The sequence below is a fragment of the Sphingomonas sp. PP-CE-3A-406 genome, from assembly GCF_003688625.1.
GTDB lineage: Bacteria > Pseudomonadota > Alphaproteobacteria > Sphingomonadales > Sphingomonadaceae > Sphingomonas.
This window is the reverse complement of sequence record NZ_RCWY01000001.1, coordinates 677,316-702,113: the sequence shown is the minus strand read 5'-3', so window position 1 is coordinate 702,113 and position 24,798 is coordinate 677,316. Positions and strand designations below refer to the sequence as shown.

Annotated in this window: 28 protein-coding genes and 2 tRNA genes; 24 read left to right on the top strand and 6 right to left on the bottom strand. The window is 64.2% G+C overall.

Going from position 1 to position 24,798, the window contains the following annotated elements; genetic code table 11:
- Positions 1 to 71 precede the first annotated feature (71 nt).
- Complete coding sequence (locus tag C8J44_RS02955; RefSeq protein ID WP_121903282.1) at positions 72 to 1,292, bottom strand: serine hydrolase; 1,221 nt, start codon at positions 1,290 to 1,292, stop codon at positions 72 to 74.
- A 193-nt stretch (positions 1,293 to 1,485) separates the two neighbouring features.
- Between C8J44_RS02955 and C8J44_RS02950 the strand changes: the two genes are divergently transcribed.
- From C8J44_RS02950 to C8J44_RS02935, 4 genes are all read left to right on the top strand, one after another.
- On the top strand, positions 1,486 to 3,192 hold the full coding sequence (locus C8J44_RS02950; protein ID WP_121903809.1) for a class I adenylate-forming enzyme family protein: 1,707 nt from the start codon (positions 1,486 to 1,488) through the stop codon (positions 3,190 to 3,192).
- 360 nt (positions 3,193 to 3,552) lie between these two features.
- On the top strand, positions 3,553 to 4,701 hold the full coding sequence (locus C8J44_RS02945) for an AI-2E family transporter (RefSeq protein WP_121903808.1): 1,149 nt from the start codon (positions 3,553 to 3,555) through the stop codon (positions 4,699 to 4,701).
- A gap of 54 nt (positions 4,702 to 4,755) precedes the next feature.
- A tRNA-Asp gene (locus tag C8J44_RS02940) sits at positions 4,756 to 4,832 on the top strand.
- Positions 4,833 to 4,931: 99 nt separating this feature from the next.
- A tRNA-Asp gene (locus tag C8J44_RS02935) sits at positions 4,932 to 5,008 on the top strand.
- Positions 5,009 to 5,314: 306 nt separating this feature from the next.
- Here the strand turns inward: C8J44_RS02935 and C8J44_RS02930 are convergent.
- From C8J44_RS02930 to C8J44_RS02915, 4 genes are all read right to left on the bottom strand, one after another.
- Entirely contained in the window at positions 5,315 to 5,515 is a 201-nt protein-coding gene (locus C8J44_RS02930; RefSeq protein WP_056048481.1) for a DUF2842 domain-containing protein, read from the bottom strand.
- Positions 5,512 to 6,045 carry a 5-formyltetrahydrofolate cyclo-ligase gene (locus tag C8J44_RS02925; RefSeq protein ID WP_121903281.1) on the bottom strand — a complete coding sequence of 178 codons (534 nt, stop codon included), beginning with the start codon at positions 6,043 to 6,045 and terminating at the stop codon, positions 5,512 to 5,514. The genes C8J44_RS02930 and C8J44_RS02925 overlap by 4 nt, the downstream gene beginning before the upstream one ends.
- Positions 6,046 to 6,249: 204 nt before the next feature.
- Positions 6,250 to 6,558: a cell division protein ZapA gene (locus C8J44_RS02920; protein ID WP_056048487.1), complete on the bottom strand. Its 309-nt coding sequence runs from the start codon at positions 6,556 to 6,558 to the stop codon at positions 6,250 to 6,252.
- A complete protein-coding gene (locus C8J44_RS02915; protein ID WP_181321090.1) occupies positions 6,558 to 6,752 on the bottom strand; it encodes a hypothetical protein in 195 nt (64 codons plus the stop codon). The genes C8J44_RS02920 and C8J44_RS02915 overlap by 1 nt, the downstream gene beginning before the upstream one ends.
- Before the next feature lie 144 nt (positions 6,753 to 6,896).
- On the opposite strand from C8J44_RS02915, the gene gap reads away from it, so the two are divergent.
- From gap to C8J44_RS02900, 3 genes are all read left to right on the top strand, one after another.
- Positions 6,897 to 7,907 carry a type I glyceraldehyde-3-phosphate dehydrogenase gene (gap, locus tag C8J44_RS02910; RefSeq protein WP_121903280.1) on the top strand — a complete coding sequence of 337 codons (1,011 nt, stop codon included), beginning with the start codon at positions 6,897 to 6,899 and terminating at the stop codon, positions 7,905 to 7,907.
- A gap of 184 nt (positions 7,908 to 8,091) precedes the next feature.
- Complete coding sequence (locus C8J44_RS02905) at positions 8,092 to 8,502, top strand: MOSC domain-containing protein (protein ID WP_220683090.1); 411 nt, start codon at positions 8,092 to 8,094, stop codon at positions 8,500 to 8,502.
- Positions 8,499 to 9,689 carry a phosphoglycerate kinase gene (locus C8J44_RS02900; RefSeq protein WP_121903278.1) on the top strand — a complete coding sequence of 397 codons (1,191 nt, stop codon included), beginning with the start codon at positions 8,499 to 8,501 and terminating at the stop codon, positions 9,687 to 9,689. The genes C8J44_RS02905 and C8J44_RS02900 overlap by 4 nt, the downstream gene beginning before the upstream one ends.
- Here the strand turns inward: C8J44_RS02900 and C8J44_RS02895 are convergent.
- Positions 9,686 to 10,189 carry a TlpA disulfide reductase family protein gene (locus C8J44_RS02895; RefSeq protein WP_121903277.1) on the bottom strand — a complete coding sequence of 168 codons (504 nt, stop codon included), beginning with the start codon at positions 10,187 to 10,189 and terminating at the stop codon, positions 9,686 to 9,688. The two genes, C8J44_RS02900 and C8J44_RS02895, sit on opposite strands and share 4 nt — an antisense overlap.
- A gap of 130 nt (positions 10,190 to 10,319) precedes the next feature.
- Between C8J44_RS02895 and C8J44_RS02890 the strand changes: the two genes are divergently transcribed.
- From C8J44_RS02890 to nuoI, 17 genes are all read left to right on the top strand, one after another.
- Positions 10,320 to 10,550 (top strand): ribbon-helix-helix protein, CopG family, encoded by a 231-nt coding sequence (locus C8J44_RS02890; RefSeq protein WP_121903276.1) that lies wholly within the window; start codon positions 10,320 to 10,322, stop codon positions 10,548 to 10,550.
- The gene (locus tag C8J44_RS02885; RefSeq protein ID WP_244187087.1) at positions 10,547 to 10,876 is read left to right on the top strand and encodes a type II toxin-antitoxin system PemK/MazF family toxin; all 330 of its coding nucleotides are present in this window, start codon (positions 10,547 to 10,549) and stop codon (positions 10,874 to 10,876) included. Before C8J44_RS02890 ends, C8J44_RS02885 begins: the two co-directional genes overlap by 4 nt.
- A gap of 14 nt (positions 10,877 to 10,890) precedes the next feature.
- Positions 10,891 to 11,811, top strand: a complete 921-nt coding sequence (locus tag C8J44_RS02880) for a class I fructose-bisphosphate aldolase (RefSeq protein WP_121885202.1) — start codon at positions 10,891 to 10,893, stop codon at positions 11,809 to 11,811.
- A 75-nt stretch (positions 11,812 to 11,886) separates the two neighbouring features.
- On the top strand, positions 11,887 to 12,576 hold the full coding sequence (gene thiE / locus C8J44_RS02875) for a thiamine phosphate synthase (protein ID WP_121903275.1): 690 nt from the start codon (positions 11,887 to 11,889) through the stop codon (positions 12,574 to 12,576).
- Positions 12,577 to 12,652: 76 nt separating this feature from the next.
- Entirely contained in the window at positions 12,653 to 13,666 is a 1,014-nt protein-coding gene (locus tag C8J44_RS02870; RefSeq protein ID WP_121903807.1) for a L,D-transpeptidase, read from the top strand.
- Between the two features lie 4 nt (positions 13,667 to 13,670).
- On the top strand, positions 13,671 to 14,276 hold the full coding sequence (locus tag C8J44_RS02865) for a M23 family metallopeptidase (RefSeq protein ID WP_121903274.1): 606 nt from the start codon (positions 13,671 to 13,673) through the stop codon (positions 14,274 to 14,276).
- Positions 14,277 to 14,362: 86 nt separating this feature from the next.
- A complete protein-coding gene (gene efp, locus C8J44_RS02860) occupies positions 14,363 to 14,926 on the top strand; it encodes an elongation factor P (protein ID WP_093397280.1) in 564 nt (187 codons plus the stop codon).
- Between the two features lie 111 nt (positions 14,927 to 15,037).
- The gene (locus tag C8J44_RS02855; protein ID WP_056048515.1) at positions 15,038 to 15,850 is read left to right on the top strand and encodes an inositol monophosphatase family protein; all 813 of its coding nucleotides are present in this window, start codon (positions 15,038 to 15,040) and stop codon (positions 15,848 to 15,850) included.
- A gap of 488 nt (positions 15,851 to 16,338) precedes the next feature.
- Positions 16,339 to 16,713: an NADH-quinone oxidoreductase subunit A gene (locus C8J44_RS02850; protein WP_121903273.1), complete on the top strand. Its 375-nt coding sequence runs from the start codon at positions 16,339 to 16,341 to the stop codon at positions 16,711 to 16,713.
- Positions 16,704 to 17,252, top strand: a complete 549-nt coding sequence (locus C8J44_RS02845) for an NADH-quinone oxidoreductase subunit B family protein (RefSeq protein WP_056058310.1) — start codon at positions 16,704 to 16,706, stop codon at positions 17,250 to 17,252. Before C8J44_RS02850 ends, C8J44_RS02845 begins: the two co-directional genes overlap by 10 nt.
- A complete protein-coding gene (locus tag C8J44_RS02840) occupies positions 17,249 to 18,073 on the top strand; it encodes an NADH-quinone oxidoreductase subunit C (protein ID WP_121903272.1) in 825 nt (274 codons plus the stop codon). The genes C8J44_RS02845 and C8J44_RS02840 overlap by 4 nt, the downstream gene beginning before the upstream one ends.
- A 20-nt stretch (positions 18,074 to 18,093) precedes the next feature.
- Positions 18,094 to 19,305, top strand: coding sequence for an NADH-quinone oxidoreductase subunit D (locus C8J44_RS02835; RefSeq protein WP_274705252.1), 1,212 nt, complete (start codon positions 18,094 to 18,096; stop codon positions 19,303 to 19,305).
- Positions 19,305 to 19,973: an NAD(P)H-dependent oxidoreductase subunit E gene (locus C8J44_RS02830; RefSeq protein WP_121903271.1), complete on the top strand. Its 669-nt coding sequence runs from the start codon at positions 19,305 to 19,307 to the stop codon at positions 19,971 to 19,973. The genes C8J44_RS02835 and C8J44_RS02830 overlap by 1 nt, the downstream gene beginning before the upstream one ends.
- Positions 19,973 to 21,274 (top strand): NADH-quinone oxidoreductase subunit NuoF, encoded by a 1,302-nt coding sequence (gene nuoF, locus C8J44_RS02825; protein WP_107955021.1) that lies wholly within the window; start codon positions 19,973 to 19,975, stop codon positions 21,272 to 21,274. The genes C8J44_RS02830 and nuoF overlap by 1 nt, the downstream gene beginning before the upstream one ends.
- A complete protein-coding gene (gene nuoG, locus C8J44_RS02820; protein ID WP_121903270.1) occupies positions 21,274 to 23,268 on the top strand; it encodes an NADH-quinone oxidoreductase subunit NuoG in 1,995 nt (664 codons plus the stop codon). The genes nuoF and nuoG overlap by 1 nt, the downstream gene beginning before the upstream one ends.
- Positions 23,265 to 24,311, top strand: a complete 1,047-nt coding sequence (nuoH, locus tag C8J44_RS02815) for an NADH-quinone oxidoreductase subunit NuoH (RefSeq protein WP_056058320.1) — start codon at positions 23,265 to 23,267, stop codon at positions 24,309 to 24,311. Before nuoG ends, nuoH begins: the two co-directional genes overlap by 4 nt.
- Positions 24,308 to 24,793: an NADH-quinone oxidoreductase subunit NuoI gene (gene nuoI / locus C8J44_RS02810; RefSeq protein WP_055877898.1), complete on the top strand. Its 486-nt coding sequence runs from the start codon at positions 24,308 to 24,310 to the stop codon at positions 24,791 to 24,793. Before nuoH ends, nuoI begins: the two co-directional genes overlap by 4 nt.
- Positions 24,794 to 24,798: the final 5 nt, after the last annotated feature.

Below are 24,798 nucleotides of genomic sequence, written 5' to 3'. Positions count from 1 at the left end.
ACCCAGAGCCAAATTCGGTGTGCGTGCGGCCCTGGGTCCCGGCGTCCGCCGGGATGACGGCCGTTGGGGGATCAGGTCATCGCCGCGTAGATCATCGTCTTCAGCTCGCGGCGGATGGGATAGAAACTGCTCGGCGAAAGCTGTGTCATGAACACCATCGACAGGCGTTCGACGGGATCGACGAAGAACGCGGTCGAGAACATCCCGCCCCAGTAGAATTCGCCCTTCGACCCCGGCACCATCGTCTTCGCGACGTCGTCGGTGATCGCGAACCCGAGCCCGAAGCCGGTGCCCGCGTTCGACGCCTCGCTGAACAGCGACTTCGACATCGCCGCGAGATCCGATTTTCCGGGCAGGTGATTCTGCGTCATCAGGTCAAGAGTCTTGCGCCCAAGGATGCGCGCGCCGTCGAGTTCGCCCCCGTTCAGCAGCATCGTATTGAACCGGTGATAATCGAGCGCGGTCGAGACGAGCCCGCCGCCGCCGGACACGAGCTTAGGCTGACGGCTCCATGCGCTCTCCGCGCCGCGATCGTACATCACGCGGCCCTTGCCGGGTGCGAGCGTGTAGCAGTCCGTCAGGCGGTCGAGCTTGTCGGCGGGAACCTGAAAGAAGGTGTCGTCCATCTTCAGCGGCGCGAAGATGCGTTCTTTGAAGAACTGGTCGAGCGGCAGGCCCGACACGCGCTGCACGACCGCGCCGAGCACGTCGGTCGCGACCGAATAATTCCACGCGGTGCCTGGCGAGAATTCGAGCGGGATCTTCGCCAGCGCGCCGATAAAGCCGTCGAGGTCATAGCCGCCGTGCCAGCCCTCGATCTTGCCCTCGCGGTACGCGGCATCGACATTCGACCGGTTCTGGAAACTATACGTCAGCCCCGAGGTGTGGCGGAGCAGGTCGACCATCCGCATCGGCTCGGCGGTCGGCCTGGTCGCGAAGGGCACGCCGCCACCGCCGCCATCATAGACGCCGATATCCTTGAACTCGGGCAGCACGTGGTGGACCGGCGTATCGACCGCAACGAGGCCCTGTTCGACCAGCATCATGAACGCGACCGAGGTGATCGGCTTGGTCATCGATGCGATCCGGAATAGCGATCCTTCGTCGACGCTCTTGCCGCCCTCACGCGCCGCCCCCGCGTTCGAGAAATGGACGATCTCGCCGTCGCGCGCGATCAGCAATTGCGCGTTCGGCAGCTTGCCCGACTTGACGTAGCGCGTCCGGAGCAGCGTATCGATCGCCGCCAACCGGCTCGCATCGAAGCCATGCGCGGCAGGTCCAGCGATTCTCACGATTTGGCCGTCCCTGTCATGACCCGCTCCATACCCCTAGTTCGAACTTGGTGCCTCTATTGCCTTGAGTGCGGCAGGAATCAACTATAACCTGTCTTCGAACAGGCGATAAGCCAAACCCGAAATTCAACTCTGGAGTCAACCGGTCTTGGCAAGCGAACCGATCATCGCACTCGATCCCTCCTGGCCGGCGATGTCGCTCGCCGATGCCGAGCGAATGCTGACCGCGCCCGGCGCGAAGTTCGAGATGGAGATGCTGACGATCGACGGCATCGAGACGCGCATCTGGAAGAACGCGCCGCCGTCGTTGCGCTGGCTGGCCGAGGCGGCGCGCGCGCATGGCGAACGGGTCTTCACGGCGTATGAGGACGAGCGCGTCACCTACGAGGCGAACTTTCGCGCGATCGCGGTGCTGGCGCACCGGTTGCGCGAGATGGGGATCGGTCCCGGCGACCGCGTCGCGCTGGCGATGCGCAACCTGCCCGAATGGCCGGTCGCGTTCTTTGCGGGTGCGAGCATCGGCGCGATCATGGTGCCGCTCAACGCGTGGTGGACCGGCGCGGAGATGGAATACGGCCTCGCCGATTCGGGCGCGCGCGTGCTGATCACCGACGACGAGCGTCATCACCGGCTGGAGGCGGCCTACGCGACGCTGCCGGCGCTGGAGCACGTGTTCGTCGCGCGCGCCGCGGAGCCGCTGACCGGGATCGTGACGCAGCTTGAGGACGTGATCGGCACGCCGCACGACTGGGCTGCGTTGCCTGACGTTGGCCTGCCCGAGGCAACGATCGCGCCCGACGACGATGCAACGATCTTCTACACCAGCGGCACCACCGGCGCGCCGAAGGGGGCGCTCGGCACGCACCGCAACATGATGTCGAACATCATCTCAGGCGGCTATTCCTCGGCGCGCTCGTTCCTGCGCCGCGGCGAGGCACCGCCCGAGCCGACGCCGCGCGTGGCGCTCACCGTGATCCCGCTGTTCCACGTCACCGCCTGCTCGGCGGGCATGATGGGGGTGATCGCGACCGGCAGCACGATGATCTTCATGCGGAAATGGGACACCATCCGCGCGATGGAGATCATCGAGCGCGAGAAGGTCAACATCACCGGGGGCGTGCCGACCATCGCGTGGCAACTGCTCGAGCATCCCGACCGTGGCCGCTACGATCTCTCGTCACTCGAATCGATCGCCTATGGCGGCGCGCCAGCGGCATCCGAACTGGTGAAGCGGATCCATGCCGAGTTCGGCGCGATGCCCGGCAATGGCTGGGGCATGACCGAGACGATGGCGACCGTCACGCATCACGGCGGCGAGGATTACCTCAACCGCCCGACCAGCGCGGGGCCTCCGGTCGCCGCCGCCGACCTGAAGATCATGGCGGAAGACGGCGCGACGGAGATGCCGGTGGGCGAGGTCGGCGAACTCTGGGCACGCGGCCCAATGATCGTGAAGGGCTACTGGAACAAACCCGAAGCGACCGCATCGACGTTCGTCGACGGCTGGGTCCGGACCGGCGACCTCGCGCGGCTCGACGAAGAGGGATTCTGCTACATCGTCGACCGCGCCAAGGACATGATCATCCGCGGCGGCGAGAACATCTATTCGAGCGAGGTCGAGAACGTCCTCTACGCGCACCCCGCGGTGACCGATGCGGCGCTGATCGGCATTCCGCACCGGATCCTCGGCGAGGAGCCGGCTGCGGTGGTTCATCTCGCACCGGGCGCGGTGACGACCGAGGCGGAGTTGCAGAGTTGGGTGCGGCAACATCTGGCGGCGTTCAAGACGCCGGTCGCGGTGCGCTTCGTGCATGAAACTTTGCCGCGGAATGCGAACGGGAAGATCCTGAAGAAGGACCTGCAGGTGCTGTTCGAGGACCGGGTGGGCGTGCCGGCGTAGGAGACCGTACCTGATACTGCTCCGTCAACCTGACGAACGTCAGGACCCAGGGCAACGGAGGGCAGCGCTTTTTGGATTTGAGTCCTGACGTTCGTCAGGATGACGGAGGTAAAGTGTCTCCGCAGCAAGATATCATCAGACTTAACGCGGTCTTTTCGAGGAATTCCATCGCGCTGGCGCCGCGCGCCGCTTGAATGCCGGCCGGGATTACGGGATGGGAGTGGCAAAGGAATTGCCATGACGGACGAGGGTCTTCGCCAGGAAACGCACCAACCGCAGGGCGGGGACGGCGTCTTTGCGGAAGGTCCGCCGGCCGAGAGTGCGTTCGGGTTGCCGATCGCGGTCGGGGTCGAGGATGCTATGCGAATTGCGCAGCGGCGCGACCGTTTGCTCGCCGCGCTGACGCTGACCGCCGGTGTCGGGCTGATCCTCGCCACGCCGTTCGCGCTGAAGTCGGGTGCGGAGTTCTTTCTGCCGCTGACCATCGCGCTGGTGATCTCAGTGGCGCTCGTGCCGGTGCTGGAATGGCTCGAGCGGCGTCATGTGCCGTCGCCGCTCGCCGCGATCCTCTGCATCCTCGTGTTCCTGATAGCGGCGAACATCGCGATCGCCGCGATCCTGGTGCCGGCCACCGACTTCTTCCGCCTGCTGCCGACGCGGTTGGACCGAATCCAGAGCAACCTCGCACCGTTGCTCGATTTGTATTCGAGCCTCGAGAAATACGTGAACAAGACGCTGCGGCAGGTCGCGTCGACGCCGATCAAGCAGCCCGCGACCGCAGGCGTTGCCGCACCGGGGTCGATCCTGGAACTTGCTGCGACGTCGGCGCCGGCCGTTATCGTGCAATTCCTGTTCGGTGTCCTTATTGTGTTCTTCTTCCTCTCGGGCTGGACGCGGATGCGGCGGCAGACGATCACCGGGCGGACCAGCTTCGATGGGGCGATGGCGACCGCGCGCGTGATCCAGGACATCGTCGACGACGTGTCGGCGTATCTCGGCACGATCACGCTGATCAACATCGTGCTCGGGATCGTCACCGGGACGGCGTTATGGTTCATCGGCATGCCGTATCCGGCGATGTGGGGCGGGATCGTCGCGCTGCTCAATTACATCCCGTATTTCGGGCCGGTGATCGGAGCGTTCCTGCTCGCGCTGGGGGGGCTGATGACGTTCTCCGACATCTGGATGGCGATGCTGCCGCCGGCGCTGATGTACGGGCTGCACCTGGTCGAGGCGAACGCGATCACGCCGTTCGTGGTCGGGCACCGGCTGACGATCAGCCCGTTGCTGATCCTGATCTCGCTGAGCTTCTGGGGATGGGTGTGGGGCACGTCGGGCGCGTTGCTCGCGGTTCCGCTGCTGATCATAATCCAGACGATCGTGAAGGCCGCCGGCAAGCCCGATATCGCCGGGTTCCTGTTCGAGCACGGGACGCTGGTGCAGCCCAAGACTGGGCGAAATCGCCGTCGTGGGGACCCGCCCGAGACACAACGTGAAACTGGCGGATAATTTGGGTTGACGGTATCCGAACCCTCGCCTAGTTGCCGCCTCCACGCTGTTTCAGCGGGTGTAGCTCAGTTGGTTAGAGCGCCGGCCTGTCACGCCGGAGGTCGCGGGTTCGAGTCCCGTCACTCGCGCCATCGTTTGCCCTGACCGGGTAGATGGTTCGAGATAGTGTTGAGGTTTTGACGAGCCTTCCCGCGTGTTCCTTTGGGGCGCTAAGGTTCGTCATTGGGAATGCGGGTGTAGCTCAGTTGGTTAGAGCGCCGGCCTGTCACGCCGGAGGTCGCGGGTTCGAGTCCCGTCACTCGCGCCACCCTAATGGGGTGGCCGAAACCCTTCAAAGTTTCGGATGCCGAGAGCATTCAGTCCTCCCACCGGGTTAGGACCATCTTCCCCCACACCGTTCGTGCTGAGTAGAGACCGAGTAGCTTCGAAGAAGCGTATCGAGGGCTCGTATCGAAGCATGGGTTCCGCGCGCCAACCTGTCCTTCGATACGCCCTCTCGATACGCCGCTGCGCGGCTACTCGACGGCTACTCGGGACGAACGGGGGTGGGGGCGTGTTCCACGACGCCCGGAGGGCCGAAGAGCGTGTCGAGCAGAGCGGGAGCTGGCAGGCGTTAGCGCCCGAGCTCCATCCAGCGCAGGACCGGCTTCAGCGGCGCGATCCAGATCAGGCCGGTGAACAGGTAGAACACCAGTTGCCCCAGCCAGTGCCAGCTGCCGACGATGTTCGACAAGCTGACGATGGCCACGCACCACACCAGGATCAGTAGCAAGATGCCGAGCATGCCGACGGGTTTGCGCCAGGTTGGCGTCATGGCGTGATCCAGTCTGATTCGGTGGCGATGGCGTGGAGCGGGACGTCCCACGGGTCTGGGGTCAGCGTGTCGACTTCCTGCACCGACAACGCAACCCCGACGCGCCACGCGTTCGGGTGGGCGAGGAAGGCGCGGTCGTAATAGCCGGCGCCCTGGCCGATCCGGTTGCCGCTGCGATCGAAGCCGACGAGCGGTGTCAGGATGATGTCGGGTTCGAGTTCGGCGGCGTCCTCGGCGGGCTGGTGCAGCCCGAACGGTCCGGCGATCAGCGCCGCCTCGGTCGCCCAAGACAGGAAGCGCATCGGCAGCGAGCGGCGGACGACATGGGGCAGGGCAATGATGCATCCGGCATTGACGGCGGCGCGCGCAAAGGGCGAGGGGTCGGCTTCGCCTCCAAACGGGACGTAGGAGGCGACCGTAAGTCCGGGTTTCAGCCGTGCCAGAAACGTCGACGACACAGGAAGCTCGACCTGCGGGTGCGCTTCCCGCGCGGCGCGGAGCGAGGCTCTCAGCGCGCTCTTGTCGGTCATGCGCGTGCGACCCTGAGATAGGGGGAAGATGGTGGTGTGGCGGGCCCACCATGGCCGTGTGCCGGGTTATCCACTGACGCACGGTACGTCAGGTGGGGACCATGTGCTTCGGACCAGGATCCTAACAGGGACAGCCCCCTATGGATGATGAATAGCCTCAGGGATAATAAAGGCTCGTACCGGGCAGAACCCGCCACAACCAATCTAGGCGTTGGGCGGGCTAAGCTCAAGGGCTTGTGCGAGCCCTTCGAGACGATCGGCGATCCGGGTAAGTGCGATCTCGCTGACTGCGGAGCCTTCGGGTGGCCGGTGCGCGGCTTCGTCGAGGTCGTCGGCGAGCATCAGCGCGACGAACAGCATCGCGCGCTCGGCGCTGAGACCGCCGGCCGCCCGGTCCGCGGTGGCCCAGCGTTCGGCGACCATCGCGCCCAGCAGACGGACGCGCGACTCTTCGCCGTCACGGCAGGCGACGGCGTGGGGACGGCCGCCGATATCGAGCATGACCTGGGCCATCAATTCGGGCTCCCACGCGTGATGACGTCGTCGAGCGCGGCGACGGCTTCGGCCATCCGCGCCTTGAGCGCGGCGTGGCGCTTGGCGAGCGCGTCGCCGGCTTCGGTGCGGGCTGCAATGGCGGATTCGATCCGTGCGATCGCGGCGTCGATCCGTTCGACGGCGGTTGGTCCGTCGGGAAGTGTTTCTGACATGCCATGCGAGATAGCATGGACGGGGGGTGCGACAAGTCGGTTTAGGCGAAACCCATCACCATCCACGGTGTTGACAGGGCGCCCCACCGCCCCGCAAAGGCTGCGCGCCCGGAACGGACTCGCGGGCGTAGCGGAGAGACAGCAATGACGGTCAAGGTTGCGATCAACGGTTTCGGGCGCATCGGCCGTCTCGTCGCCCGCGCGGTACTCGAACAGTCGAACGGCGCACTCGAACTCGTCGCGATCAACGATCTCGGCGATGCCAAGTCGAACGCCTGGCTGTTCAAGCGCGACAGCGTGCACGGCAAGTATCCGGGTGAGGTTTCGGCCGAGGGCAACGAGCTGGTCGTCGATGGCAAGCGCATCCGCGTCACCGCCGAGCGCGACCCCGCCAATCTTCCGCACGCCGAGCTGGGCGTCGACATCGTGCTGGAATGCACCGGCTTCTTCACCGACAAGGCGAGCTGCCAGAAGCATCTCGATGCCGGCGCGAAGAAGGTGCTGATCTCGGCACCGGGCAAGAATGTCGACCTGACCGTCGTCTACGGCGTCAACCATGACAAGCTGACCGCCGATCACACGATCGTCTCGAACGCGTCGTGCACCACCAACTGCCTCGCGCCCGTCGCCAAGGTGCTGAACGATGCGATCGGCATCGAGCGCGGCCTGATGACGACCGTGCATGCGTACACCAACGACCAGAAGATCCTCGACCAGATCCACCCCGACCTGCGTCGCGCGCGTGCTGCGGCGATGTCGATGATCCCGACGACTACGGGGGCCGCACGTGCGGTTGCCGAAGTGCTGCCGGAGCTGAAGGGCAAGCTCGACGGTTCGGCGATCCGCGTGCCGGTGCCGGACGTATCGCTGATCGACCTGACCTTCACGCCGTCGCGCGATACGACGCGTGAAGAGGTGAATGCGGTGTTGAAGGCGGCGTCCGAGAGCGGCCCGTTGGTCGGCGTGCTCGACTGGTCGGACGAGCCGCTCGTCTCGATCGATCTCCAGCATACCCCGGCATCGTCGACGATCGACAGCCTGGAAACCGCGGTGATCGACGGCAAGCTGGTCCGCGTCGTCAGCTGGTATGACAACGAGTGGGGCTTCTCGAACCGCATGGTCGATACGGCGACCGCGATGGCGAAGTTCATCTAAGCCTGCGATCAATGTACTTCCTCTCCCGTTCGCTTCGAGCGCAGTCGAGAAGTCGTCTCCCGTGACAAATGGTGTCTCGACTGCGCTCGACACGAACGGGGAGGGGGCGGTGGCCCGGCCCCAGGCCTTAACGATGGTCAGCGCGATTGCCGGCATCGCGCGCCACGCCCGCGCCAAAGCCCCGATGGAGGTTATCGACGATGTCGAGATCACCATCGAGGCTGGCTTGCACGGCGACTTCCGCGGTCGCGTGAAGCCCGGCGGCAAGGGGCGGCGGCAGGTCACGTTGCTCGAACGTGGCGACTGGGACGCGGCGATGGCCGAAGTCGGGCGCGATATTCCGTGGTACGAGCGACGTGCCAATCTGCTGGTCGACGGCTTCGATCTTCCCCAGATACCCGGCACGCGGCTGCGCATCGGCGCGGACGTCGTGCTGGAGGTGACGCGCCACACCGATCCGTGCGACCGCATGGATGCATTGGCGCTAGGATTGTTCGCCGCGCTGACGCCCGACTGGCGCGGCGGGGCCTGTACACGAGTTTTGATGGGCGGCAGTATCGCCGTCGGTGATGAGATCAGGATCGAAGAACCATGACCAAGCCATTCAAGACGCTCGATGATATGGGTGACATCCAGGGCAAGCGCGTGCTCGTGCGCGAAGACCTCAACGTGCCGATGGCCGAGGGTCGCGTCACCGACGACACTCGGCTACGCGCGACCGTTGCGACCGTTGGCGAGCTTGCCGACAAAGGCGCGATCGTCCTCGTCCTCGCGCATTTCGGTCGTCCCAAGGGCGTCCCGAGCCCCGAATTCTCGCTGTCGCAAGTCGTGAAGCCTTACAGCGAAGTGCTCGGCCGCGAAGTCCGCTACATCGACTGGGAAGGGACGGATGATGCCGTCGCTACGCTCGAACCCGGCGATATCGCGGTGCTGGAGAACACGCGCTTCTTCGGCGGCGAGGAGACCAACGACGCGGCGGTCGTCCAGCGGTTTGCAAGCCTTGGCGATCTCTACGTCAACGATGCCTTCTCGGCTGCGCACCGCGCGCATGCCTCGACCGAGGGTCTCGCGCACGTCCTGCCCGCCTTCGCCGGTCGCGCTATGGAAGCCGAACTCGATGCGCTCCAGAAGGCACTTGGCGAGCCCGAGCATCCGGTCGCGGCAGTCGTCGGCGGCGCCAAAGTGTCGTCGAAGCTCGACGTGCTGCGCCATCTCGTCACCAAGGTAGACCATTTGATCATCGGCGGCGGCATGGCGAACACCTTCCTCGCGGCGCGCGGCGTCGATGTCGGTAAAAGCCTTTGCGAGCATGAGCTTGCGAGCGTTTGCGAACAGATCATGGAAGCGGCGGAGAAGGCGAACTGCATCGTCCACCTGCCGTACGACGTGGTGGTCGCGAAGGAGTTCAAGCCGAACCCCGCCACCCGCACCGTCAACGTCCACGAAGTCGCCGCCGACGAGATGATCCTCGACGTCGGGCCGGCCGCAGTCGAGTCGCTCGGCGACGTGCTCAAGAACTGCCGCACGCTGGTCTGGAACGGCCCGCTCGGCGCGTTCGAAACGGCGCCGTTCGACAGGGCAACCGTGGCTCTGGCGAAGACCGCAGCGGCATTGACCGAGGGCGGCTCGCTCGTTTCGGTAGCCGGTGGTGGCGATACGGTCGCCGCGCTCAACCACGCTGGCGTCGCGGACGCGTTTACTTTCGTCTCGACCGCAGGCGGCGCGTTCCTCGAATGGATGGAAGGCAAGGACCTCCCCGGCGTTGCAGCGCTCACGCGTTAAGGCGCCGGCTCTTTCAGCAGGGGGATCAGCAGACCATTCAGGTCATCTAGGCTAAACGCGCCGGTTTTTGCATAGCGGACGATGCCGGCGCGATCGATGATGTAGTTGGTCGGCAGCGCGCCCATCACCGCGAACGGTCCTTTGATCCGCCGCGCGGAACTGATCGCCATGGCCGCGAACAGCGGTTTCAGCTTGAACGCGGGGAGCGAATCCTCTGTCGCCACCGCAAACACGCGCAGCCCGTGATCCTTGCGAAGCCGATAGTAATTGTCGAGCAGCGGCAGTTCCGCCTTGCAAGGCCCGCACCACGTTGCCCAGAAATTCAGAACGACGACCTGCCCGCGAAGGTCGGCGCTGCGGACCTTGTTGCCGTCGATCAGCGTCAGTTCGAAGTCGGGCGCATGCTCGCCGATCTTTACCGCAGCGGCAGTTGCTGGTCCCGGTACCGCGAATGCCCCCAGCAGCGCCGCACACGCCATGATTGAGCGGAAAATCGTCATCACCTGTGTCCCCTTTCAGACAGTGTCGACGGCGGACGACCTTCCGTCAATCACGCGACCTACCGAACGCACAGGGGATTGATCCCAGCGATACGCGCGCCTATGTTTAACATGTTAAACGGAGACTCGGATGCTCGGCGTCAGGCTCGATAGCGAACTCGAAGAGCGACTCGCGGCGGTTGCGCGCACCCAGGGGCGCAGCAAGAGCGATATCGCACGCGAAGCCGTGCGACGCTATGTCGAACGCCACGACGAGGCTTTCCTGGCGGAGGCACGGCGTCAGTCGCTCGCGGCGGCTGATCACGATAGGCAAACAGGTGGAGAGGATTGGGACGCACTCATCGGGGCGCCCCCTGCATGAAATTCGTCCGCGGTATGATCGTCGTCGGAGCGGGCAAGGGCGATTTCTCTGGCAAGCCGCGCCCCTTTCTTGTGGTCCAATCAGACCTTTTTGCAGATCACGCGACGGTTTCTCTGTGCCCCCTGACCAGCGTCATTAGCGGGACGAACCTGTTTCGCGTGTCGCTCGAGGCATCGGCGGAAACCGGCCTCTTTCGCGATAGCGAGATCCAGATCGACAAGGTTGATACGCTCGACCGCAACAAGATCGTCAAGATTATCGGTACGATACCCATCACCACCATGACCCGAGTCGACGACGCACTGCGCCGTTGGCTCGAACTTTAAGACAGGATTTCAGCATGACTTCCACGATCACCCCGCAAGTCAAAACCATTCTCGACAAGTACGAAGCCACCAGTTCGGCGGTGAAGGCGAACCTCGCGCGCATCCTGATGCAGGGCAAGCTTGGCGGCACCGGCAAGCTCGTTATCCTGCCGGTCGACCAGGGGTTCGAGCATGGCCCGGCGCGCAGCTTCTCGGTCAATCCGGCGGCGTACGATCCGCATTACCATTATCAGCTGGCGATCGATGCCGGGCTCAGCGCCTATGCCGCGCCGCTCGGGATGCTCGAAGCGGGGGCGGATACGTTTGCGGGGCAGATCCCGACGATCCTGAAGTGCAACAGCTCGAACAGCTGGGCGACGACGATCGATCAGGCGGTGACGGCGACGGTGTCGGACGCGGTCCGGCTCGGGTCGGCGGCGATCGGCTTCACGATCTACCCGGGCGCGGACCAGTTCTTCGATCTCGTCGAGGAAATCCGCGAGCTGAGCGAAGAGGCGAAGTCGGTCGGGATCGCGACGGTGATCTGGTCGTACCCACGCGGCGGCGAGCTGACCAAGGACGGCGAGCTCGCGCTGGACGTCGGTGCCTATGCCGCGCACATCGCAGCGCTGCTCGGCGCGCACATCATCAAGACCAAGCTGCCGACCGCGCATATCGAGCAGAAGGAAGCCAAGCCGCTGTATGCGAACACCGATTGGTCGAAGCAGTCGGACCGCGTGAAGCATGTCGTCCAGTCAAGCTTTGCCGGACGTCGCATCAACGTCTTCTCGGGCGGCGCGTCGAAGGGCGAGGACGCGATCTTCCAGGACGCGCGCGACATTCGCGACGGCGGCGGCAACGGCTCGATCATCGGCCGCAACACCTTCCAGCGTCCGCGCGACGAGGCGCTGGCGATGCTCGACCGGATCATCCGGATCTACAAGAACGAGGAATAAGCCTCGGTTTGCCTGCACGTCGCCTCGGTCATGCGCCGGGGTGACGTGGCGGATATGAGCGGCTAGGGGGCGGACATGACCGAATTCGAAGATCCGCTGGGCCCGCTCGATCCCAATTTCGCCGAGAATTTCCGCCGCGACATACGTCGGCCGGCTTGCCAGCTTTATCTGGTGTCGCCGCTGGACGTCGGTGGCGACTTTCCGGTGCGTCTTGCTCGGGCGCTCGACGCCGGGCCGGTGGCTGCGTTCCAGTTTCGCGTGAAAGATATCGATCAGCATGCAGCTGCGGCGCTGGGCGAGCCGTTGCGCGCGATCTGTGCCGAGCGCGATGTCGCGTTCATCGTCAACGACGATATCGGGTTGGCGAAGCGGCTCGATGCTGACGGCGTGCATCTCGGGCAGGACGATGGCGATCCGCGCGAGGCGCGGGCGCAGCTTGGGCCCAATGCGCAGATCGGCGTGAGCTGTCACGGCAGTCGTCATCTGGCGATGGAAGCGGGCGAGGCTGGGGCCGATTATGTTGCGTTCGGGGCGTTCTATCCGACGAGGACGAAGGTCGCGACGCATACCGCCGAGCCGGTGATCCTGTCCTGGTGGTCGACCTTGTTCGAGATGCCTTGCGTCGCGATCGGTGGCATAACGCCGGAAAACGCCGCGCCGCTCGTGGCGGCTGGCGCGGACTTCATTGCGGTGTCGGGCGCCGTCTGGGGCGGCGACGAGGTCGCTGCCATCAAGGCCTTCGGCGAGGTTCTCGCCCGGCGCTGAGATCGCGCTGAACCGTTGGAAACAACCGTCGTCCCGACCGTTTGATGCACGAGCGTAACGGTTTGGGATGACGGGCATGACGGCATTTGTGACGAAAGCTTCGGTTCTTGCGGCGTGCCTGTTCGGGGGCGCGTCGCCCGCGTTGGCGCAGACAGAGCCGGCCAAGCCCGTACCGATCGATCGCAATATCCTGCACGTGCAGGTGATCCTTGACCATCTCGGTTTCGGGCCGGGCGTACTGGACGGTCGCGGCGGGCAGTCGTTGGTCGCCGCGCTGAAGGGGTTCCAGGAGGCGAAGGGGCTGCCGATTACCGGCAAGGCTGACGCGCGGACGTTGCAGGCGCTGTATCCGTACCGCGCCGCGCGGCCGACCGTGACGGTCGCGCTGACGCCGGAGATGCTGGCGGGACCGTTCGTGAATCCGTTCCCCAAGGATCCAGCCAAGCAGGCCGAGCTCCCGTCGCTAGGCTACAAGACAGTCATGGAGAAGCTCGGCGAGATGTTCCACACGACGCCGGCGGTGATCGTGGCGCTGAACTCGCCGACCACGAGGCTGGCGCCGGGCACCAAGGTCGTGTTCCCGAACGCTCTGCCGACCTCGCGCGCGTATGATTCGAAGCTGAAGCCCGACTGGATCGCGACGCTCACCATGCTGAACGTCGATGCGAAGCAGCCGCAGGCGGATCATGTCGTGGTCGACAAGTCGGACGGCGTGCTGCGCGTGCTCGATGCGAACGACAAGCTGATCGCGCAATTCTCCGCGACGATGGGGTCGAGCCATGACCCGCTGCCGCTCGGCACGTGGACGATCAAGGGCTCCGACTACAATCCTAAGTTCCACTTCAATCCGGCGCTGTTCTGGGATGCGAAGAAGGGGCAGCAGAAGGAGATGCTGCCGCCGGGGCCGAATGGTCCTGTCGGTGTCGTCTGGATGGATCTGTCGAAGGAGCATTACGGCATTCACGGTACGCCGAACCCCGAGACGATCGGGCGTGCCGAGAGCCATGGTTGTATCCGCCTGACCAACTGGGATGCGGCGCGATTGTCGATGATGATCAAGCCGGGGACCAAGGCCGTGTTCCAGGCCTGAGGCGATGACGCGGACGTTCTGGATCATTCTCGGGCTGATCGTGGTGGCGGTCGGCGCGTTCGCCTCGATGGTGTCGTTTGGCAGCAGCGGTAGCGGCATTGAGCGGCGCGTGCCTTGGCGCAAGCCGGTGCCTTCCGCCGATGTCGCAGCTGTTACCGTGACACCGGGAGCGCTGACCGTCCCTGTGGCTGGCGTGTCGCGGAAAGCGATTGCTGACAGCTGGAACGATGCGCGGGGCGGCGGTCTACGCGGCCATCACGGGACGGACATCATGGCACCGGGCGGCACGCCCGTCGTTGCGGCTGCGCCGGGGCGGATCGAAAAGCTGTTCCAGAGCGGGCTTGGCGGCATCACGCTTTACGTCCGTTCGCCGGATCGCCGCTGGACCTATTATTACGCGCACCTTGCCGGGTACGCGGCTGGGATCCGCGAGGGGATGGCGGTCAAGGCAGGCGATACGCTTGGCTATGTCGGCGATACCGGGGATGCGGGGGCGGGCAATTACCACCTGCATTTCGGGCTGACGAAGATGCAGCCGGGTGAGCGCTGGTGGCAGGGTGAGAACGTGAACCCGTACCCGCTGCTTGCCGGAACGGGGTCGTCCCGCTAAAGCCCGCCGCTTCGGGTTTCCGCAGAGTCATGCTTCAGGGTTATGCTTCGCGGACGGCCCCTAGCTCTTTCCAGCAGGAATCGGTCATGAAGATCAACGCGGTCGAGATTCGTCCCGGCAACATTCTTGAATATGAGGGCGGCATCTGGCGCGCCGTCAAGATTCAGCACACCCAGCCCGGCAAGGGCGGTGCCTATATGCAGGTCGAGATGAAGAACCTCATCGACGGCCGCAAGAACAACATCCGCTTCCGTTCCGCCGAGAGCGTCGAGAAGGTGCGGCTTGAGACCGTCGATTTCCAGTTCCTGTTCCGCGAAGGCGACATGCTCACCTTCATGGACAAGATCAATTACGAGCAGATCTCGCTCGACGCCGACATCCTGGGCGACGCCGCGGCGTTCCTGCAGGACGGCATGGACGTGGTGATGGAGCTCTGGGAAGAGCGGCCGATCTCGGTCCAGCTGCCCGACACGATCGAGGCGCTGATCGTTGAGGCGGACGCCGTCGTGAAGGGGCAGACTGCTTCGTCTTCGTATAAGCCTGCGGTGCTCGAGAACGGCGTGCGCGTGATGGTGCCGCCGCACATCGGTGCGGGCACGCGGATCGTCGTCGATGTTTACGAGCAGACGTACGTTAGGCGCGCGGACTAAATTCCCCTTCCGCTTGCGGGAGGGGTTAGGGGAGGGCCTTCTTCCAGCTTCGCGTATCGGTTCAAGCCCTCCCCCGACCCCTCCCGCAAGCGGGAGGGGAGGAGATTTCTAATGCCCAGCCATTCCGGCATCATGACCGTCATCGAGCGCGCCGCCCGCAAGGCCGCGCCGCGCCTGCGCCGCGACTTTAACGAGGTCCAGCAGCTCCAGGTGAGCCGCAAGGGTCCGGCCGATTTCGTCAGCCAGGCCGATCAGCGCGCCGAGCAGACGATCTTCGAGGAACTGTCGCACGCCCGTCCCGACTGGGGCATGCTCATGGAGGAGCGCGGCGAGGTCGAGGGCGATCCCAACAAGCCGCGGTTCATCGTCGATCCCTTGGATGGGACGTCGAACTTCCTCCACGGCATCCCGCATTTCTGCATCTCGATCGCGGTCGAGGAGCCGATGCCGAACGGCAAGCGCGAGGTTACCACCGCGCTGGTGTATCAGCCGCTGACCGACGAGAGCTTCTGGGCTGAGAAGGGCCGGGGGGCATGGCTCACCGACCAGCGTCTGCGCGTGTCGTCGCGGCGTGATCTGTCCGAATCGCTGATCGCTACTGGGATCCCGTTCCTGGGGCATGGCGACTTCGCGCAGTGGAGCCGGATCTTCGGCGCGGTTGCGCCTGAGGTTGCGGGGATCCGTCGTTTGGGCGCTGCGGCGCTCGATCTGGCTTGGCTTGCGGCCGGGCGTTTTGACGGGTTCTGGGAATCGAACCTGAAGCCCTGGGACGTTGCGGCGGGCATGCTGCTGGTGAAGGAAGCCGGCGGCTTCGTCACCGACTTCCGCGGCGGCGATCGCGCTATGGAGCGTAACGAGTTCCTCGCTGCGAACGATGCGCTGCATTCGCGGTTGCATAAGCTGGTGGCCGGCGCACTGCGCTAAGGCGCGCTGATCGTAACGGAAATTCTCGGGCAGATCGGCACCCTTCATCCGTCATCCTGACGAAAGTCAGGACCCAGAGCCAATAGGGTTGCCGTTTGTAACCCTGGGCCCTGACTTTCGTCAGGATGACGAGGAATGGGGAGGGTATCGAATTCTTCCCCTGCGGGGTGGAGGATCGTTAAGTTGTTCCGTCATGCCGGGCTTGTTCCGGCATCCACCGTTCCGCAGCCTCTTCCACCATTGGTTTGCGGCACCGTAGACCCCGGAACCAGTCCGGGGTGACGGAGAGGGTTTGGCGACGTTGCGCTATTTGCAGCAGCCCCGGCTGTAGCCGGGCACGCCAAGTGCAGCCGGGCATGCCGAGTAACGCATGTTTCCCGCCACCCTATCCCTCCACTTGCGAGTGATTCTCACACCCTCCACGCCTTGCCCATCACCCCCCATCGGCCTAAAGCGGCCCCGTTCCGTTCGCACTTGCGAGAAGCAATTTGGTCGACCTGTCGCACTATCTTCCGATCCTCCTGTTCCTCGGGGTCGCCATCGCATTGTCGAGCACGTTCGTGTTCCTGCCGATGGCCGTCTCGCGCCTCACCGGATCGCATAAGCCTACGCCGGAAAAGCTCAGCGAATACGAGTGCGGCTTTCCCGCATTTGAGGATCCGCGCAGCCAGTTCGACGTACGCTTCTACCTGATCGCCATCCTCTTCATCATCTTCGATCTCGAGGCCGCGTTCCTGTATCCCTGGGCCGTCTCGGTCTTCACGCTGGGCTGGACCGCGTGGATTTCGATGATGATCTTTATCGGCGAATTGGCCCTTGGCCTCGTCTACGCATGGAAGAAGGGAGCACTCGATTGGGAGTAGAGCTTCAGCCCGCACCCGGTTCGCCCAGTTCGCTGGTGCCACCCGACCAGGGCTTTTTCGACGGATTGAACGGTGAACTGACGGACAAGGGTTTCCTCGTCACGTCCACCGAAGAGCTGTTCCAGTGGGCCCGAACCGGCTCGCTGTGGTGGATGACGTTCGGGCTCGCCTGCTGCGCGGTCGAGATGATCCACGTCAACATGCCGCGCTACGATCTGGAGCGCTTCGGCGCTGCACCGCGCGCGTCCCCTCGCCAGTCGGACGTGATGATCGTTGCCGGCACGCTGTGCAACAAGATGGCCCCTGCACTCCGCAAGGTCTATGACCAGATGTCCGAGCCCAAGTACGTGATCTCGATGGGATCGTGCGCGAACGGCGGCGGCTATTATCATTACAGCTACAGCGTCGTGCGTGGTTGCGATCGGATCGTGCCGGTGGACATCTACGTCCCCGGATGCCCGCCGACGGCTGAGGCGTTGCTGTACGGCATCATGCAGTTGCAGCGGAAGATCCGGCGGTCCGGGAGCATCGAGCGTTGAGGGCTCCCGCACCAGCATACACGTCGAACGACGGCGTGATCGACAGCGCCCGCGCGGCGCTCGGCGGCATGCTGCTCGACGCGGTCGACCATGTTGGCGAAGTCGCGCTGCACGTTCGTCGCGAAGACCTGTATGAAGCAATGATCGCGCTTCGCGACACACCGGGGCTTGTCTATCAGCAGCTCATGGAGATCGCCGGCGTCGACTATCCGGATCGCCCAGAGCGGTTCGAGGTCGTCTATTGCATGCTGTCGCTGACGCGGAACCACCGCCTGCGCGTGCATGTCGCGACTGACGAGGAAAAGCCGGTGCCGTCGGTGACGGACATCTGGCCGGTTGCCGGTTGGCTCGAGCGCGAAGTGTACGACATGTATGGCGTGCTGTTCAGCGGCAACCCGGACCTGCGCCGCATCCTGACCGATTACGGCTTCCGCGGTCATCCGCAGCGCAAGGACTTCCCGCTGACCGGGTATGTCGAGCTGCGCTATTCGGAGGAGTCGAAGCGCGTCGTGTACGAGCCGGTGCAGCTTGCGCAGGACTTCCGTACGTTCGATTTCATGAGCCCTTGGGAGGGTGCGAACTACGTGCTCCCAGGTGACGAGAAGGGTGCGTTGCCGCAGGCCAAGGGTGCGCAGACGCCCTTGTCGGCGGACGCGATCGTCAAGGCCAATGCGGCGCAGTCGCCGACCCAGGCGCCGACCGAACCCAAGAGCACCGAGTCGACCGCGCAGACGGGCGCCGGCAAGTCGGAGTCCGATGCGACGCCGAAGCCTGCCAACCCCGACGTGGTTCCGACCAAGGGTGGAGGACAGAACCAGTGAGTCTGTATGTCGAAGAGCTTCTGGGTGAAGCCGACGCAGCCGATCCGACGACCGGCGACGTCACGATCCAGAACTACACGATCAATTTCGGTCCGCAGCATCCCGCGGCGCACGGCGTGTTGCGCCTCGTCATGGAACTCGACGGCGAGATTGTCGAGCGCGTCGACCCGCATGTCGGCCTGCTCCACCGCGGCACCGAGAAGCTGATCGAGTACAAGACCTACACGCAGGCGCTGCCGTATTTCGATCGTCTCGATTACTGCTCGCCGCTGTGCATGGAGCACAGCTGGGTGCTGGCGGTCGAGAAGCTGCTCGACCTCGAAGTGCCCGAGCGGGCGCAGTATCTGCGCGTGTTCTTTGCCGAACTGACACGCATCTCGAACCACATGCTTAATCTGGGCTCGCACGTGATGGACGTCGGTGCGATGACGCCGAACCTGTGGCTGTTCGAGATCCGCGAAGACTGCATGAACTTCTTCGAGCGTGTCTCGGGCGCGCGTATGCATTCGAACTATTTCCGTCCGGGTGGCGTGCATCAGGACGCGCCGTTGAAGCTGCTCGCCGACATCGGCGACTGGCTCGACACGCGCCTGCCGCGGCTGTTCGAGGATGCGATCTCGCTCGTTGCGGACAACCGCATCTTCAAGCAGCGCAACGTCGACATCGCCGTGGTCAGCCGCGACGACGCGATCAAATGGGGCTTTTCGGGTCCGATGATCCGCGGCTCGGGCATCGCCTGGGATCTGCGCAAGTCGCAGCCCTACGACGCCTATGCCAAGATGGACTTCGAGGTGCCGGTCGGCACGCGTGGCGATTGCTATGACCGGTTCATGGTGCGCGTCGAGGAAGTGCGTCAGTCCGCGCGGATCATGAAGCAGTGCCTTCGCGACATGCCCGAGGGGCCGATCGCGTCGCTCGATCGCAAGGTCGTGCCGCCCAAGCGCGGTGAGATGAAGCAGTCGATGGAAGCGCTGATCCATCACTTCAAGCTCTACACCGAGGGCTTCCACGTGCCCGCCGGCGACGTCTATGTCGCGACCGAAAGCCCCAAGGGCGAGTTCGGCGTGTATCTGGTCGCCGATGGCTCGAACAAGCCGTACCGCTGCAAGATCCGGCCGACCGCGTTCTCGCATCTGCAAGCCATGGACTTCATGGCGAAGGGCCACATGCTGGCGGATACGACCGCGATACTCGGCGCGATGGATATCGTTTTTGGTGAATGTGACCGCTGATGGCTGAAGCTCCGAAAATTCCCGACGAGGCCGAGACCCGCGCACGCTGGAGTTCGTTCGCGTGGACGGACGAGAACCAGGTGAAGGCGAACGAGATCCTCGGGCGCTATCCCAAGGGTCGCGAGCAGTCGGCGTCGATCCCGTTGCTGGATCTGGCGCAGCGCCAGGTCGGCGCGGAAACGCAGACGCAGGGCTGGTTGCCGGTGCCGGTGATCGAGTTCGTCGCGCGTCAGATCAGTGTGCCGTACATGCGCGTGTATGAGGTCGTGACCTTCTACACGATGTTCAACCTCGCGCCGGTCGGTCGCTTCCATGTGCAGGTCTGCGGCACCACGCCGTGCATGCTGCGCGGGTCGGACGATGTTCTTGCCGCGTGCAAGAACCGCGGTCTGGTCAAGGGTGGCACGACGCCGGACGGCATGTTCACGCTGACCGAGGTCGAGTGCCTAGGCACGTGCGCGAACGCGCCGATGGTGCAGATCAACGACGATAACTTCGAAGACCTCGATTACGACAAGACGACCGAGATCCTCGAGGCGCTGGCCAATGGCGGGCACCCGACGCCGGGACCGCAATTCGGTCGTCGCGCGAGCTGCCCTGAAGGCGGCCCGACCTCGCTGAAGGCGATGGTCGACGCGAACCACGATTACCGGGGGGAGTGGGCCTGATGCTCGCCGACAAGGATCGCATTTTTACCAATGTCTACGGTTTCCAGCCGTGGACCATCGACGCGGCGATCATGCGCGGCGATTGGGACAATACCAAGGACCTGATGGCGCTCGGCCAGGACGCGATCATCGATGTGATGAAGGCGTCGGGGCTGCGCGGCCGTGGCGGTGCGGGTTTCCCGACCGGCACCAAATGGTCGTTCATGCCGAAGGAGCCGAAGCCTGACCGGCCGAACTTCCTCGTCATCAACGCTGATGAATCCGAGCCGGGCAGCTGCAAGGATCGCGAGATCATCCGCCACGATCCGCACAAGCTGATCGAAGGCGCGCTGATCGCCGGGTTCGCGATGCGCGCGCGCGCCGCGTACATCTACATCCGTGGCGAATATATCCGCGAGGCCGAGACGCTGTTCGCAGCTGTTGCCGAGGCGTATGATCGTGGCTTCATAGGCAAGAACGCGTGCGGGTCGGGCTACGACTTCGACGTGTTCGTCCACCGTGGCGCCGGCGCGTACATCTGCGGCGAAGAGACCGCGATGCTGGAGAGCCTCGAGGGGAAGAAGGGCCAGCCGCGGCTGAAGCCTCCATTCCCGGCGGGTGCGGGTCTTTATGGCTGCCCGACGACGGTCAACAATGTGGAGTCGATCGCGGTTGCGCCGACGATCCTGCGGCGTGGCGCTGCGTGGTTCTCCAGCTTTGGCGCGGAGAATAACCGCGGTACGAAGCTGTTCCAGATCAGCGGCCATGTGAACAAGCCGTGCGTGGTCGAGGAGGAAATGAGCATCTCGTTCCGCGACCTGATCGAGACGCATTGCGGCGGTATCCGTGGTGGGTGGGACAATCTGCTCGCGGTCATCCCGGGTGGCTCGTCGGTGCCGCTCGTGCCCGCCGCGCAGATCATGGACTGCGCGATGGACTTCGATGGCCTGAAGGCGGTCGGTTCGGGTCTTGGCACCGCGGCGATCATCGTCATGGACAAGTCGACCGACATCGTCCGCGCGATCAGCCGCATCTCGTACTTCTACAAGCATGAGAGTTGCGGCCAGTGCACGCCGTGCCGCGAAGGCACCGGCTGGATGTGGCGCGTGATGGAGCGGATGCGCACCGGCGACGCCGAACTGTCCGAGATCGACATGCTCCAGCAGGTCACCAAGCAGGTCGAGGGTCACTCGATCTGTGCGCTGGGTGATGCCGCAGCATGGCCGATCCAGGGCCTGATTAAGCATTTCCGCCCCGAGATGGAGCGCCGTATCCGTGAGCGCGGTGGCGACACCGCGCCGATGATGGAAGCCGCAGAGTAATGCCCTTAGTTAAAGTCGATGGCGTAGAGATCGAGGTGCCGCAGGGCGCCACCGTGCTGCAGGCGTGCGAGCTTGCCGGCAAGGAGATCCCGCGTTTCTGTTATCATGAGCGGCTGAGCATCGCCGGCAATTGCCGGATGTGCCTGGTCGAGGTGAAGCCTGGTCCGCCCAAGCCGCAGGCGTCGTGCGCGCTGCCGGCAGCGGACAAGCAGGAGATCTTCACCAACTCGCCGATGGTCAAGAATGCCCGCGAGGGCATCATGGAATTCCTGCTGATTAACCATCCGCTCGATTGCCCGATCTGTGATCAGGGCGGCGAGTGCGATCTGCAGGACCAGTCGGTCGCCTACGGCCGTGGCCATTCGCGCTACGACGAGAACAAGCGCGCGGTCACCGAGAAGTATATGGGCCCGATCGTCAAGACGGTCATGACCCGCTGCATCCAGTGCACGCGCTGCATCCGGTTCGCCGAGGAAGTGTCCGGCGTCGAGGAGATCGGTGCGATCTTCCGCGGCGAGGATATGCAGATCACCTCGTATCTCGAGAATGCGGTCAAGAGCGAGTTGTCGGGCAACGTCGTCGATCTGTGCCCGGTGGGCGCGCTGACGTCGAAGCCGTATGCGTTCGAGGCGCGTCCTTGGGAACTGCGCAAGACGCTGACGATCGACGTGATGGACGCGGTCGGCACCAACATCCGGCTCGACAGCCGTGGTCGCCAGGTGCTGCGTTGCGTGCCGCGGATCAATGAGGACGTGAACGAGGAATGGGCGACCGACAAGACGCGCCACGCGATCGACGGTCTCGTGCGCCGTCGCCTCGATAAGCCTTATGTGCGCGTGAACGGCAAGCTCCAGCCCGCGACGTGGGACGAAGCATTTGCGGCGATCAAGGCGGTGAACGCCGGGTCGAGCGTTGCGGCCGTCGCTGGCGATCTGGTCGATTGCGAGACTATGTACGCCGCCAAGGCGCTGTTGGCGAAGATGGGTTCGAGCCTGCTCGAAGGCCGTCAGACCGGCATGGACTATGACGCGACAAGCATCGCCGCGGTCAATTTCAACACGACGATCGCCGGCACCGAGCGTGCCGACGCGATCCTGCTCGTGGGCACCAATCTGCGCTGGGAAGCGCCGCTGGTGAACACGCGGGTGCGGAAGGCAATCAAGAAGGGCGCGAAGGTCTTTGCGATCGGGCCGGAGACGGACCTGACGTACAAGGTCGAGTGGCTCGGCGACGATCTAGCGTTGCTCGGCAGCCTGCCTGAGGCGGTGACCAAGGCGTTCGGCAAGGCCGAGCGTCCGATGGTGATCGTCGGTGGTGGCGCGCTGAAGGGTGGCCATGCGGCTGCGCTGAAGCTGGTCGATACGCTGGGTCTCGTGAAGGCGGACTGGAACGGCTTCAACGTCGTCCACATGGCAGCCTCGCGTATGGGTGGGCTGATGCTCGGCTATGCGCAGAAGGGCGGCATCGCCGACGTGATGGGGGCGAAGCTCGGCTTCTTCCTCGGTGCGGACGAGGTCGATTACTCGAAGTTCGCTGGCTTCAAGGTGTTCGTGGGCCATCACGGCGACAAGGGTGCGGCGGCTGCCGACGTCATCCTGCCGGGCGTTACCTATGCCGAGAAGTCGGGGACGTGGGTCAATCTCGAGGGACGTGTCCAGCGCGGCGAGCGTGCGGTGTTCGCACCGGGCGATGCGCGCGACGACTGGTCGATTTTCCGCGCGCTGTCCGATACGCTCGGCCACACGCTGCCGTTCGACAGCTTTGAGGGTCTCCGCGAGGAAATGTACGCGGACGTGCCTGCGCTGCGGCATCAGGCGCTCGCGACGTTCGAGTGGAACCCGCCTCCGCTGAACGGCGAAGGACAGGGCGTCCTCGCCGGCTATCCGATCAAGGACTTCTACCTGACCAACGCGATCTGCCGTGCGTCGCCGACGATGCAGCGCTGCTCGGCCGAACTTCTCCACGGGGAAGATTATGCGGAGGCAGCCGAATGATCTCCTGGTTCGAATCCTCGCTCGGTTACGACTGGGCGTTCTTCCTCGCCACGATCATCGATATCCTCGTGATCGCGCTGCCGCTGATGCTGGCGGTGGCGATGATCATCTATGCCGATCGTAAGATCTGGGCGGCGATGGCGCTGCGCCGTGGTCCCAACGTCGTCGGTCCGTTCGGTCTGCTGCAGAGCTTTGCCGACGGCCTGAAGGTGTTCCTGCAGGAGACGATCGTCCCCGCAGCCGCCAACCGCACGCTGTTCCTGCTGGCACCGATCATCACATTCACGGTCGCGCTGATCGTCTGGGCGGTGGTGCCGTTCGGGGTCGGCGTCGTGCTCGCGGACATCAACGTCGGGCTGCTTTACGTGCTCGCGGCGTCGTCGCTCGGCGTGTACGGGATCATCCTGTCGGGCTGGGCCTCGAACTCGAAATACCCGTTCTATTCGGCGCTTCGTGCGGCCGCGCAGATGGTGTCGTATGAAGTCGCGATCGGCTTCATTCTGATTTCGGTCGTGCTGTGGACCGGCAGCTTCAACCTATCGGCGATCGTGATGGCGCAGAAGTCGCATGTCTGGTTCTTCAACGGGTACATACTGAACCCGCTGATGTTCCCGATGGCGGTGATGTTCTTCATCTCGTCGCTGGCCGAGACGCAGCGCGCACCGTTCGATCTGACCGAGGCGGAGAGCGAGCTCGTCGCCGGGTACCAGACCGAATATTCGTCGATGTCGTTCGCGCTGTTCTGGCTCGGCGAGTACGCCAACGTGCTGTTGATGTGCGCGCTCAACGCGACGCTGTTCTGGGGCGGGTGGCTGCCACCGGTCGACTGGGCGCCGCTGTACTACGTGCCTGGGATCATCTGGCTGTTCGCCAAGATCCTGTTCTTCTTCTTCCTGTTCAGCTGGGTGAAGGCGACCGTGCCGCGGTATCGCTACGATCAGCTGATGCGGCTCGGCTGGAAGGTCTTCCTCCCCGTCTCGCTGTTCTGGGTTTTCCTCGTGTCGGGCTATCTCATGCTGACGCGCGTTGGAGTGGGTTCATGAGCGTCGCTCAGATCATCAAGTCGTTTACCCTGTGGGAATTCGTGAAGGCGCACGCGTTGACGCTTCGCTATTTCTTCAAGGAAAAGGCGACGATCAACTATCCGTACGAGCGCAATCCGGTGTCGCCGCGGTTCCGGGGCGAGCATGCGTTGCGTCGCTATCCGAACGGCGAAGAGCGTTGTATCGCGTGCAAGCTGTGCGAGGCCGTGTGCCCTGCGCAGGCGATCACGATCGAAGCCGAGCCTCGTGACGACGGTTCGCGCCGCACGACGCGCTACGACATCGACATGACCAAGTGCATTTACTGCGGCCTGTGTGCCGAGGCGTGCCCGGTCGATGCAATCGTCGAGGGGCCGAACTATGAGTTCGCCACCGAGACGCGCGAAGAGCTGATCTACGACAAGTCGAAGCTGCTCGATAACGGCGACCGTTGGGAAAGCGCGATCGCGGCGAACCTTGCCGCCGATGCGCCGTACCGTTAATGGCG

Excerpts from the sequence above, each read along its gene's own strand:
- C8J44_RS02950 (WP_121903809.1), top strand. The coding sequence starts at position 1,486 with ATGTCGCTCGCCGATGCCGAGCGAATGCTGACCGCGCCCGGCGCGAAG.
- C8J44_RS02945 (WP_121903808.1), top strand. The coding sequence starts at position 3,553 with ATGCGAATTGCGCAGCGGCGCGACCGTTTGCTCGCCGCGCTGACGCTG.
- C8J44_RS02930 (WP_056048481.1), bottom strand. The coding sequence starts at position 5,515 with ATGACGCCAACCTGGCGCAAACCCGTCGGCATGCTCGGCATCTTGCTA.
- C8J44_RS02925 (WP_121903281.1), bottom strand. The coding sequence starts at position 6,045 with ATGACCGACAAGAGCGCGCTGAGAGCCTCGCTCCGCGCCGCGCGGGAA.
- C8J44_RS02920 (WP_056048487.1), bottom strand. The coding sequence starts at position 6,558 with ATGGCCCAGGTCATGCTCGATATCGGCGGCCGTCCCCACGCCGTCGCC.
- C8J44_RS02915 (WP_181321090.1), bottom strand. The coding sequence starts at position 6,752 with ATGTCAGAAACACTTCCCGACGGACCAACCGCCGTCGAACGGATCGAC.
- gap (WP_121903280.1), top strand. The coding sequence starts at position 6,897 with ATGACGGTCAAGGTTGCGATCAACGGTTTCGGGCGCATCGGCCGTCTC.
- C8J44_RS02905 (WP_220683090.1), top strand. The coding sequence starts at position 8,092 with ATGGAGGTTATCGACGATGTCGAGATCACCATCGAGGCTGGCTTGCAC.
- C8J44_RS02900 (WP_121903278.1), top strand. The coding sequence starts at position 8,499 with ATGACCAAGCCATTCAAGACGCTCGATGATATGGGTGACATCCAGGGC.
- C8J44_RS02895 (WP_121903277.1), bottom strand. The coding sequence starts at position 10,189 with ATGACGATTTTCCGCTCAATCATGGCGTGTGCGGCGCTGCTGGGGGCA.
- C8J44_RS02890 (WP_121903276.1), top strand. The coding sequence starts at position 10,320 with ATGCTCGGCGTCAGGCTCGATAGCGAACTCGAAGAGCGACTCGCGGCG.
- C8J44_RS02885 (WP_244187087.1), top strand. The coding sequence starts at position 10,547 with ATGAAATTCGTCCGCGGTATGATCGTCGTCGGAGCGGGCAAGGGCGAT.
- C8J44_RS02880 (WP_121885202.1), top strand. The coding sequence starts at position 10,891 with ATGACTTCCACGATCACCCCGCAAGTCAAAACCATTCTCGACAAGTAC.
- thiE (WP_121903275.1), top strand. The coding sequence starts at position 11,887 with ATGACCGAATTCGAAGATCCGCTGGGCCCGCTCGATCCCAATTTCGCC.
- C8J44_RS02870 (WP_121903807.1), top strand. The coding sequence starts at position 12,653 with ATGACGGCATTTGTGACGAAAGCTTCGGTTCTTGCGGCGTGCCTGTTC.
- C8J44_RS02865 (WP_121903274.1), top strand. The coding sequence starts at position 13,671 with ATGACGCGGACGTTCTGGATCATTCTCGGGCTGATCGTGGTGGCGGTC.
- efp (WP_093397280.1), top strand. The coding sequence starts at position 14,363 with ATGAAGATCAACGCGGTCGAGATTCGTCCCGGCAACATTCTTGAATAT.
- C8J44_RS02855 (WP_056048515.1), top strand. The coding sequence starts at position 15,038 with ATGCCCAGCCATTCCGGCATCATGACCGTCATCGAGCGCGCCGCCCGC.
- C8J44_RS02830 (WP_121903271.1), top strand. The coding sequence starts at position 19,305 with ATGGCTGAAGCTCCGAAAATTCCCGACGAGGCCGAGACCCGCGCACGC.
- nuoF (WP_107955021.1), top strand. The coding sequence starts at position 19,973 with ATGCTCGCCGACAAGGATCGCATTTTTACCAATGTCTACGGTTTCCAG.
- nuoG (WP_121903270.1), top strand. The coding sequence starts at position 21,274 with ATGCCCTTAGTTAAAGTCGATGGCGTAGAGATCGAGGTGCCGCAGGGC.
- nuoH (WP_056058320.1), top strand. The coding sequence starts at position 23,265 with ATGATCTCCTGGTTCGAATCCTCGCTCGGTTACGACTGGGCGTTCTTC.
- nuoI (WP_055877898.1), top strand. The coding sequence starts at position 24,308 with ATGAGCGTCGCTCAGATCATCAAGTCGTTTACCCTGTGGGAATTCGTG.